General features: G+C 60.1%; 11 protein-coding genes. 1 reads left to right on the top strand and 10 read right to left on the bottom strand.

The window, feature by feature from the left end:
* From Q0Y09_RS07805 to pyrH, 8 genes are all read right to left on the bottom strand, one after another.
* On the bottom strand, positions 1–291 hold a 291-nt coding region (locus tag Q0Y09_RS07805), incomplete at its 3' end, for a hypothetical protein (RefSeq protein ID WP_297720050.1).
* A gap of 36 nt (positions 292–327) precedes the next feature.
* A complete protein-coding gene (gene ispG / locus Q0Y09_RS07810; RefSeq protein ID WP_297720052.1) occupies positions 328–1,365 on the bottom strand; it encodes a flavodoxin-dependent (E)-4-hydroxy-3-methylbut-2-enyl-diphosphate synthase in 1,038 nt (345 codons plus the stop codon).
* Between the two features lie 66 nt (positions 1,366–1,431).
* Complete coding sequence (locus Q0Y09_RS07815; RefSeq protein WP_297720054.1) at positions 1,432–2,517, bottom strand: site-2 protease family protein; 1,086 nt, start codon at positions 2,515–2,517, stop codon at positions 1,432–1,434.
* 10 nt (positions 2,518–2,527) lie between these two features.
* A complete protein-coding gene (locus Q0Y09_RS07820) occupies positions 2,528–3,676 on the bottom strand; it encodes a 1-deoxy-D-xylulose-5-phosphate reductoisomerase (RefSeq protein WP_297720056.1) in 1,149 nt (382 codons plus the stop codon).
* 6 nt (positions 3,677–3,682) lie between these two features.
* On the bottom strand, positions 3,683–4,501 hold the full coding sequence (locus tag Q0Y09_RS07825; RefSeq protein WP_297720058.1) for a phosphatidate cytidylyltransferase: 819 nt from the start codon (positions 4,499–4,501) through the stop codon (positions 3,683–3,685).
* A gap of 4 nt (positions 4,502–4,505) precedes the next feature.
* Positions 4,506–5,249, bottom strand: coding sequence for an isoprenyl transferase (locus Q0Y09_RS07830; RefSeq protein ID WP_297720060.1), 744 nt, complete (start codon positions 5,247–5,249; stop codon positions 4,506–4,508).
* A 125-nt stretch (positions 5,250–5,374) separates the two neighbouring features.
* A complete protein-coding gene (frr, locus tag Q0Y09_RS07835; RefSeq protein WP_297720062.1) occupies positions 5,375–5,929 on the bottom strand; it encodes a ribosome recycling factor in 555 nt (184 codons plus the stop codon).
* A gap of 1 nt (position 5,930) precedes the next feature.
* The gene (gene pyrH / locus Q0Y09_RS07840) at positions 5,931–6,653 is read right to left on the bottom strand and encodes a UMP kinase (protein WP_297720064.1); all 723 of its coding nucleotides are present in this window, start codon (positions 6,651–6,653) and stop codon (positions 5,931–5,933) included.
* Positions 6,654–7,377: 724 nt separating this feature from the next.
* On the opposite strand from pyrH, the gene Q0Y09_RS07845 reads away from it, so the two are divergent.
* Positions 7,378–8,943: a hypothetical protein gene (locus tag Q0Y09_RS07845; protein ID WP_297720066.1), complete on the top strand. Its 1,566-nt coding sequence runs from the start codon at positions 7,378–7,380 to the stop codon at positions 8,941–8,943.
* A 184-nt stretch (positions 8,944–9,127) separates the two neighbouring features.
* On the opposite strand, the gene tsf is transcribed toward Q0Y09_RS07845, so the two are convergent.
* Both tsf and rpsB read right to left on the bottom strand, forming a co-directional pair.
* A complete protein-coding gene (tsf, locus tag Q0Y09_RS07850; RefSeq protein ID WP_297720068.1) occupies positions 9,128–10,045 on the bottom strand; it encodes a translation elongation factor Ts in 918 nt (305 codons plus the stop codon).
* An 85-nt stretch (positions 10,046–10,130) separates the two neighbouring features.
* Positions 10,131–10,655, bottom strand: a 525-nt coding sequence (rpsB, locus tag Q0Y09_RS07855) for a 30S ribosomal protein S2 (RefSeq protein WP_297720070.1), incomplete at its 5' end; no start/stop codon positions are given.

Consider the following 10,655-nt stretch of genomic DNA (forward strand, 5'->3'; position numbering starts at 1 on the left):
GACCTCCTCCCAGGGGGGCAGATCGTCCTCGGGCAGCTCTGCCGGGACCGGCTCCGCTGGGGCAAAGCGCAGCTGGGTGCTGCGCAGTCCATAGACCGCCGTCAGCTCCGCCGCCACCCGGTCCAGCAGCTCCGCCGAAAGGGGCCGCAGGCCGGTCAGCTCCGCCTGAAGACTGCGGTCAGTCTTGTCAATAACGGCAGAACACACCGCCGTCTCCCCCAGCAGGCTCCGAAACTCCGCTGTGGGGCTCCAAGCGGAAAAGAGAGTGAAAAACGGGATCTTGTCAGGCATGGTCGCTCCGGCTCCTTCTCTAAGGGTTTTTCAGGTTCAAAGGGTCTCGATGAGGTGGAAGAGCTCGTCCACCAGCTCCTCCTGGGGCACCTTTTTCACGATCTCTCCCTTGCGGAAGAGAAGTCCCACGCCGTCCCCGCCGGCGATGCCCACGTCGGCCTCCCGGGCCTCCCCCGGGCCGTTGACCACGCAGCCCATGACGGCCACAGTGATGGGCTTGCGGACGCCGCGCAGACGGCCCTCCACCTCATTGGCCAGACCGATGAGGTCGATCCTGGTCCGGCCGCAGGTGGGGCAGGCAATGAGCTCGGGGGCGTCCTTCCGGAGCCCCACCACCCGCAGGATATCCTGGGCGGCATAGACCTCCTCCACCGGATCGGCGGAGAGGGAGACCCGGATGGTGTCGCCGATGCCCAGGGCCAGCAGGCCGCCGATGCCCACAGCCGACTTCAGCATCCCCATCCGGGGGGTACCGGCTTCGGTCAGCCCCACATGGAGGGGGTAGTCGCTCTCGGCGGCCATCTTCCGGTAGGCGGCGATGGTGCCGGGGACGCTGGAGGTCTTGAGAGACACGCAGATGTCGTCAAAATCCCAGCGGTTGAGCAGCTTGATGTGACCGAAGGCCGACTCCACCAGAGCCTCGGGGGTGGGGCCGCCGTACCGGTCCAGCAGCTCCTTTTCCAGGGAGCCGCCGTTGACGCCGATGCGGATGGGGATATTTTTTCCGGCACAGGCCCGGGCCACCGCCTTGACCCGGTCTGCGCCGCCGATGTTGCCGGGGTTGATCCGCACGGCGTCGGCGCCGGCGGCCACCGACTCCAGCGCCAGCTTGTAGTCAAAGTGGATGTCCACCACCAGAGGGATGTGGATGCGCTCCCGGATGGCACCAACCGCCTTCGCCGCCGCCAGATCGGGCACCGCCACCCGGATGATCTCACACCCCGCCTCCTCCAGCCGGAGGATCTGCGCCACGGTGGCCTCCACATCGTCGGTGCGGGTATTGCACATGGACTGAATGGTCACCGGCGCGCCGCCGCCTACCGGCACGCCTCCAACCAGGATCTGCTTGCTCATGTACGCTGCCTCCTAAAGATAGGTATGGCCGGCGGGTGAACATCACCCGCCGGCTGAATCACATGTCTAGGTAAAAATACGGACCACATCGTTGAAGGCCACCACCACCATCAGCAGAAGGAGGAAGAGGAAGCCGGCCATGTGGATATAGCCCTCATATTTGGGGTCCAGCCTCCGGTGGGTCACCAGAGTAAAGAGCCAGTTCACCAGCAGGAAGAAGATCCGTCCTCCGTCCAGGGCGGGGATGGGCAGCAGATTCATCACCGCCAGGTTGACGGCGATGAAGGCAGACAGATTGAGGATGCTCATGATCGCTCCCAGGAAGGGAGAACCGCCGCTCTGGGCCGCCGCCTGGGCCCCCTCCTCTCCGGCCTGGCCCATGACGTCCATGATGCCAATGACGCCGGACATATCCTGAAGGCCCACCGCCCCCCGGAACAGATCTCCCAGGCTGAAGCCCACCATGCGCACCATGTCAGCCGCCTGGAGGGCCGTCATGGTAAGACGGGTGGGGACTGTGGCCGGCAGGACCACGCTTCCCATCTGGAGTCCCCGCAGCCGTGTGATGCCCTGAGCGGTCTCCCGCGTCTGAAACGGGAGAGAGAGGTCCTCCAGGACCACCCTGGCTCCATCCCGCTCCACCACGAAATCCACCGTGTCGCCCGCACGGTCCAGGAGGAACTTGGCGTCCCCATAGATCCAAACGCCGTGCCCGTCTATTTTGAGAAATCGGTCCCCCGGCAGGAGGCCGCAGTCCTCCACGCCATATCCCTCCAGATACCCGCTCACCTTCGGCAGCTGGTAGCCGGTGGCGGGAATGGACAGGAGGAACAGGATCACCAGACCGGTGAGGAAATTCATGGCCGAGCCGGCCACCAGGATGAGAAATTTCTTCCATCCCGGCTTATTGTAGAAGCTGCCCGGGTCGTCGGACGCCTCATCCTCCCCCTCCATGGCGCAGAAGCCGCCGATGGGGATGGCTCGGAGGGAGTACTGGGTCTCCCCCTTCTCGGTGGACCACAGGAGGGGGCCCATGCCGATGGCAAACTCGTTGACCCTCACCCCCAACAGCTTGGCGGTGAGGAAGTGTCCGAACTCGTGGAGGGCGATGAGGATGCCGAAGACAACGATTGCGATGAGGATATAGAGCATACGGTTCTCCTTACTGCTTTTCCATGACGGCTGCGCGGGCCGCCTGATCGGCCTGGAAGATCTCCTCCAGGCCGGGGTCCCGGACCGCCGGGACCTCAGCCATGGCCCGCTCTACCTGCCGGGCGATGTCCATGAACCCGATGCGCCGCTCCAAAAACAGGCCCACCGCCGCTTCGTTGGCCCCGTTGAGGACCGCTGTGGCGGTGCCGCCGGTACGGGCGGCCTCCAGGGCCAGGGCCAGGCAGGGGAACGTCTCCGGGTCGGGGGCCTGGAAGGTGAGACTGGGGCATTTGAGCAGGTCCAGGGGTTCCGCCGGACCGGGGGCCCGGTCCGGCCAGGTGAGGGCGTACTGGATGGGCAGGCGCATATCTGCCGCCCCCAGCTGGGCCAGCACCGCATTATCACAGTATTCCACCAGGGAGTGGACTATACTCTCCCGGTGGACCACGATGGAAATTTTTTCGGGAGGCAGCTCGTAAAGCCGCATGGCCTCGATGAATTCCAGGCCCTTGTTCATAAGGGTGGCCGAGTCCACGGTGATCTTGGCCCCCATGGCCCAGTTGGGGTGCTGCAATGCCTGTTCCAGGGTGACCCCCTCCAGCTCCTCCCGGCTCCGGCCAAAGAAGGGCCCGCCGGAGGCGGTGAGGATGAGACGCCTGACCTCTCCCCTGTCCTTGCAGCCCTGGAGACACTGGAAGATGGCCGAGTGCTCCGAGTCCACGGGGACGATCTCCGCCCCCCAGCGCCGGACCTCCGCCATGACCAGCTCGCCGGCACACACCATGGTCTCCTTGTTGGCCAGGGCGATGCGCTTGCCCGCCCGGATGGCGGCCAGCGTGGGCCGCAGTCCGGCGATGCCCACCACAGCGGTGACCACCGTATCCGCCCCAGGCAGGGCGGCGGCCTCCAAGAGCCCCTCCTCCCCGGAGCGGACCCGGACAGAGGTATCAGCCAGCCGGGTCCGCAGATCGGCGGCGGCCATCTCATCCACACAGACTACCAGTTCCGGTCCAAACCGCCGGGCCTGTTCCTCCAGCAGCCTGACGCTGCGGTTGGCGGTGAGGGCCCGAACGGGCAGGTCCAGGGCGGCGGCCACCTCCAAGGTCTGCCGCCCGATAGAGCCGGTGGAGCCCAGGAGGGAAATGCTTCGCTTTCTCATGGCAAATCAGCCCCCCTGGATGGCGGGCAGGAAGTGGACCAAAATCTCAATGAGGGGCGCGCAGAAGATGACGCTGTCGAACCGGTCCAGCACCCCGCCATGGCCGGGGAAAACGTTCCCGAAATCCTTCAGCCCATACTGCCGCTTGATGTAGGAGAAAGACAGGTCGCCGATCTGGGCGACCACGCTGCCCAGCGCGCCGTAGAGGGCGAACGCCAGGTAATTCACCCGGAGCTGGAAGCCGAACTGCATCACCGCCCCGTAGATGAGGCAGCACACAATGGCTCCCACAAAGCCGCCCACAGCGCCCTCCACCGTCTTCTTGGGGGAGAGCTCAGGGGCCAGCTTGCGCTTCCCGAAGGCCATGCCGGCAAAGAGGGCAAAGGCGTCGCTGGTGAAGGCGGCCACCATCGGGATGAGGATGAGATAGTCGCCCAGGGGCTGCTGGTCCAGCCGGACAAACGAGGAGAGGAAATAGGGGATGAGCATGGCGAAGAAGAAAGAGCCCCCCATTTTCTCCAGGGTCACAGTGTAGTGGCTGGAGATGGCCACCATAAAGATGAGGAAAAAGTAGAGGAAAATCCCCACCAGGGCTGAACGCATCCCCTCGCCGATGTAGACCCAGAAGGGGATGACGCCGGCCAGAACAATGGAGAGGGCAGAGATTTTCGGATTCTTGACAAAGCCCGTGGACCACAGCACCTCGTGGACGGCCACCATGGACAGGACAGAGATCATAATGGGCAGAAAGATGGGCGGCAGAAGGAAAAAGATCACGAAGACAATGGGGATGCATACCGCCGCCACCAAAACACGTTTTGCCATGGGTTCACACACCTCCAAACCGGCGGGAGCGGCCCTGATAGGCCGCCAGCGCCTTGTGAAGCTCTTCCTTTGAAAAATCAGGCCAGAGCACATCAGTAAAATAGAATTCGGCGTAGGCCGACTGCCAGAGCAGGAAGTTGGAGATCCGCAACTCCCCGCTGGGGCGGATGACGAGATCGGGGTCGGGCACCCCGGCGGAGAAGAGATAGCCGCCAAAATCCGTCTCGGTGAGGTCCTCGGGGGCCTTCTCCCCCGCTACGCAGTCCCGGGCAAAGGCCCGGGCTGCCCGCAGGAGCTCATCCCGGCCGCCGTAGTTGAGACAGATATTCACCTGACAGCCCTCATAGTGGGTGGAGATCTCCTCCGTCTGCCGGCACAGCGCCTGGAGCTCCGGGTCCAAGGGGGAGAGGTCCCCCAAAAAGCGCATCTTCACCCGGTCCCGCTCCATGCGGCCGATGGCTTCCAGCAGATACTTCCTCAGAAGCCCCATGATGGCGGAGACCTCCTCCGCCGGACGTTTCCAGTTCTCAGTGGAAAAGGCGTACACCGTCAGGTATTCCAGACCGATATCCTTGCAGTAGGTGGCGATGGTGCGGAAATTCTCAGCGCCGGCGGCATGTCCGGCTGTGCGGGGCAGTCCCCGGCGTTTGGCCCAGCGCCCGTTGCCGTCCATGATGATGGCGACGTGCCTGGGCAGGTGGTCAAAGTCCACCTCCGCCCCCTCAGTCCTGCGTTTCAAAAGGGCCATGTAAGCCTCCTAAATCAATGGGATCGTCTGCTTCTCCCGCCGTTGGACGGGATGGGCGTCCGTAAAGATGTGCGGGGCGCCAAGCGCCCCGCACCATTTTTCTCTCTGTCACAGGGTGCACAGCGTCACACCGCCATGAGCTCCTTTTCCTTCTTGGACGCCAGCTCATCCAGCTCCTTGCATCGCTTATCGGTCATGTCCTGGAGCTCCTTCTCGTACTCCTTGCAGTCGTCCTCGGTGATCTCCGACTTCTTCTGCTTGCTCTTGAGCTTATCCATGGCATCCCGGCGGATGTTCCGAATGGCGACCTTGCCATTTTCGGCATACTTCTTCACCTGCTTGGTGAGCTCCTTACGCCGCTCCTCCGTGAGCTGGGGGAAGCCAAGCCGGATGGAGGTGCCGTCGTTCTGGGGGTTGATCCCCAGGTCCGAGGTCTGGATGGCCTTCTCAATGGCCTTGAGGATGGAGCCATCCCAGGGCTTAATCAGCAGGCTGCGGGGATCGGGGGAGGAAATGGCCGCCACCTGATTGATGGGGGTGGCGCTGCCATAGTAGTCCACAGTGATCTTGTCCAACACGGCGGCATTGGCCCGACCGGCCCGGACGGCGGCAAAATCAGAGATCACGACCTCCACGGTCTTCTGCATCTTAACATCATATTCCTTCAGGATCTCGTTCATCTCACTTCTCCTCCTTGACGATGGTGCCGATCTTCTCGCCCATGACGACCCGGTAGATGTTCTCCGGGTCCTTCAGCGCGAAGAGAATGACAGGTATCTTGTTATCCATGGAGAGGGACGTAGCGGTGGAGTCCATCACCTCCAGGTGCTGGGCCAGGACGTCATCATAGCTGATGCTGTCGTACTTCACCGCCGTGGGGTCTTTTCTGGGGTCGGCGCTGTAAACGCCGTCGATGTTCTTGGCCAGCAAAATGGCGTCGGCGTCGATCTCCGCCGCCCGCAGCACCGCCGCGGTGTCCGTGGAGAAGAACGGGTTGCCGGTGCCGCAGCCAAAGATGACCACCCGGCCCTTTTCCATATGGCGGATGGCCTTGGAGCGGATGTAGGGCTCGGCCACCGAGCGCATCTCAATGGCAGTCTGGACCCGGACGTCCACGCCCTTCTGCTCCAGCACGTCGGCAATGGCCAGGGCATTGATGGCGGTGGCCAGCATGCCCATGTGGTCGGCCCGGGTGCGCTCCATCCGGTCGCCGCCGTCCTTCAGGCCGCGCCAGAAGTTGCCGCCGCCCACCACGATGCCCACCTGGACGCCGGCCTCATTGCACTTTTTTATCACGTCGCACACTCTGCCGATGACGTCAAAGTCCAGCCCCCGGCTGGCGTCGCCGGCCAGGGCCTCCCCGCTCACCTTCAACAGGATGCGCTTATACTGCGGCTCAGGCATAGAAATATCCCCTTCCGTATCTTGTATTTCTGGCCCCTGCCGGACATGGCCCCCCGGCAGGGCAAAACCGCGCCCAGCATAGAGCCGGGACACAGTTCATTCAGTCTATTCTATTTTAATATAACTTTTCCCTTTTGCATAGGGGGGCAGTCAGTTTTTTTCAAATTTGTTCTCCATTTTGCCAGTCTTTGGAACAGGCGCAGGTAAAAACTCTGGCGGAGAATAAAGCAGACCGGGCACCATGTATCTGCCCCTCGCTCCACCCCCAATAGGGGGCGGAGTTCACCTGTATGACAGGGCTATAAAAGTGGGCGTAAAATTTCACGTGCACAGGGCGCATCTCGAAAAGCGGCACAGGGCCAATTTTTCTGTGCTTTTGCATAGCAAAAAGCAGCAAACCTTTTTGATTTGCTGCCTTATGTGCCGCCAGGACATTGATTTTTTACACGGTGCTGTGCGGAAAATTGCAAGTTTTGTATAAACTTATGCCCCACAAACCGCGCCAAAGCAATAATATCTCAGCAAAAACATGCATTTCCACTTCTGAATGTAAACGATCCATTTCAATCTGATAGAGCATCTGCTATACTGTATAGAGTATGAGACCTATCTGGTACTATGCCTGAGAAGCGAAAAGACTGGTTTCTGATCTGAACAGACAGGAAAGGCGCTATGGATATGGCGCGAGCCGCCAACAGAAATTTGAGCATTGGGAGGTGACACAATGGGAAAACTCTGGGGAAGGCAACAAAAATTTGATAAAAACGGCGATGGACGTCTGGGTTCAGGAGAATGGAGGAACTGGTATCTATCTACATTTGGCCATGATATGGAGATGGCGGAGCGCAAAAAGGTTTCCCAGATGGAGGCGAACTGGGAGGACTGGCTGAATGGAGCGGCGCAGGTGGTACGCAACGCCGCCAACATTTTTTTAGAATCGGCTGGCATGCTTCTGCCGCCAAACTCAAAAAAACTTGCATGGCAGACGCTCCTCTACCAGATGATGGCTGGACTTGTGGAGGGGAACCAGTGGAACATCAGCGAACACACAAATACCAATATGTTCGTCGGCAACAGAGTATTTTACCCATATCGTGCCTTGGCCTTTGATCTGGCCAAGATCAGTGGCCAGTGCAGTGAACACGAACTGGAAAAAGCGATCTTGCGGGGAGCGCCGTTGTTCTCTGATGTTGGTGCGCTGACGGCGGAACACTGCGGTTCCTTCTGGCGGCAGGTAATCATGCAACTGCCCCCGTATAACGAGGAATCAGAGCCGGAAATTCAGGGGGGAAAATTGGAGTCGCTCTCATATGCTCCCGGTTTTTCCTCAGAGTTGCAGTCTGGCATAGAGAATATGGTCACAAGCCTGTTTCCCCTGGCATCCTTCTTCGCCGGAGCAACAGAGGATGCAGCAGACCGCCGAAATACTCGCTTTTTGAACTATTTTGTACTCCATTGGCGCACGATTCAAGGGGTATATGACATCCCATCCTTCTTTCCCGGTATAAGCGCCAAACAGCTGCAAGTGGAATTTCCTTCGCTGCGTGAATGGAACATTGAGGAGCTATCAGAGGAATGTGGTCCGAACCATATCGAGGAAATGTATCGCACGAACCCCAGACGGACAATCGAACTGTGGCGTTCCCTTGTCAGCACGACGGAACCGCTGACAGAACCGGAGCAGGCAGAAGATTATTTTTATCAGTTAGAAGAGATCTGGTTCAGCAGCGAAGACGATCCCGAATTGCTGCGCCCGATTCTGGATGCTTTACGTGAGGAAGGGTTTGCCAGGCAGATCTTTCAGAGTGCTTATGTGAATTATTTCCATCAAAATATCATCCATGCTGCCCGGGCCTGTGGGGAAGATCCGTTGGCAGAGCATTGCCTTTCACTGCTGCTGCAAAACCCGCTGCCCAAAGAACAGTGGGATCTTTCCGAATATGACATCGAAGAACTGTGTTCTGCCATAAAACCACGTTCTGTCCCCGACCATACGATCCATCTTCCTGATGATGGGACTGTATTCCATTACTGCACCGTCAGGCTGCAAGGCGTTCGGCGGACCTATTCCTATCTGACCGGAGCTCTTCCTTTGAAGGTGGGGGATTGGGTGGAGGTCCCCTTCGGGAAGGAGAAGCAGCCCAGATGTGGGCAGGTCGCTTCCGTGACAGATTGTACCCGGCTGGCAGCCCCCTGGCCTCCAGAGCAGACCAAAACAGTACTGCGCATTGTGAAAGCGCCTTCTGGAGCAGAAGAAGCTCCGGATTCCTGCGGCACAAAGTCGATTTGAGAGAAACCATCTTCGATTTTGGCCGCAACCATCCCATCGGAAACAGGAGCGAAGATCACCTGTGCGTGGGCTGTAAGAATGGACGTCAAAAAGCAGCAAACCTCTTTCCAAACCGTGTCCTCATCATAAAATCAAACAAAAAAGGGCCGGACACTCTGTGTCCGGCCCCAATACGTCTATGCAATTACTTGCCCAGCTGCTTGGCGATCTCCTCGGCGAAGTTCTCCTGCTTCTTCTCAATGCCCTCGCCCTTCTCGAAGCGAATGGCATCCTTGAAGGTGATGGAGCCGCCCAGGGCCTTGGCGGAAGCGGCGATATACTGCTCCACGCTCATGCTGTTGTCCTTGACGAACTCCTGCTGCAGCAGGCAGTTCTCAGCGTAGAACTTGTTGAGCTTGCCCATGACGATCTTCTCGCGGACCTGCTCAGGCTTGGAGGCCATCTTGGGATCGTTGGCCATCTGGACCATCATGATCTTCTTCTCCTCGTCCAGCACGTCCTGGGTGACCTGGCTCTTGTCCCAGAACCGGGGATTCAGAGCGGCGATCTGCATGGCCACGTCCTTGCCGGCGGCCTCCACCTGCTCGGCGGTGAGGCCGGTCTCCAGGTTCACCAGCACGCCGATCTTACCGCCAGCGTGGATGTATGGCACAGACACGCCCTCGGTGAAGAAGGCAAAGCGGCGGATCTTGATGTTCTCGCCGATGACCAGGACCATCTCCTGCTGCTGCTGGGTGACTGTGAGGTCGGTGCCGTCATACTTGCACTCCATGAGGGCATCCATGTCGGCGGGCTTGTTGGCCACCACGGTGGCGGCCACGCCCTTGACAAAGTTCACGAACTTCTCGTTCTTGGCCACGAAGTCGGTCTCGGCGTTGACCTCGACCACCACGCCCACACCGTCGATAACGGCGGCATAAGCCATGCCCTCGGCGGCGATGCGGCCGGCCTTCTTCTGGGAAGCGGCCAGGCCCTTCTCACGCAGCAGCTCCACGGCCTTGTCCATGTTGCCGTCGGCCTCGGTGAGGGCCTTCTTGCAGTCCATCATGCCAACGCCGGTCATCTCGCGCAGAGCCTGCACGTCCTTAGCAGTAAAAGCCATATCAAAAACCTCCATATTTATCTTTTCTTCTGTTAAAAAGCGCCCGCCGCGCGCCGGCGGGCGCTAAAAGCCCAGAGTGGGTTTATCAGGCTTCGGCGGTCTCCGCAGCCTTGGCGGCCTCCTCGGCCACATTGTCCTCGCCCTGCTTGCCTTCCATGATGGCGTTGGCCATGACGGAGGAGATCAGGCGGATGGCGCGGATGGCGTCGTCGTTGCCGGGGATCACATAGTCGATCTCGTCGGGATCGCAGTTGGTGTCCACGATGGCGACAATGGGGATGTGCAGCTTGCGGGCCTCGTTGATGGCGTTGCGCTCCTTGCGGGGATCAACGACGAACAGAGCGCCGGGGAGCTTCTTCATCTCGGTGACGCCGCCCAGGTACTTCTCCAGCTTGGCGATCTCGCCCAGGTGCTTCATGACTTCCTTCTTGGGGAGCATGTCGAAGGTGCCGTCCTCCTGCATCTTCTTGAGCTGGTTGAGACGGTCCACGCGGCCGCGCATGGTCTTGAAGTTGGTGAGCATGCCGCCCAGCCACCGGGCGTTCACATAGTAGCCGCCGCAGCGGGAAGCCTCTTCCTTGATGGCCTCCTGAGCCTGCTTCTTGGTGCC

Source organism: Intestinimonas sp., assembly GCF_026169115.1.
Lineage (GTDB): Bacteria > Bacillota > Clostridia > Oscillospirales > Oscillospiraceae > Intestinimonas.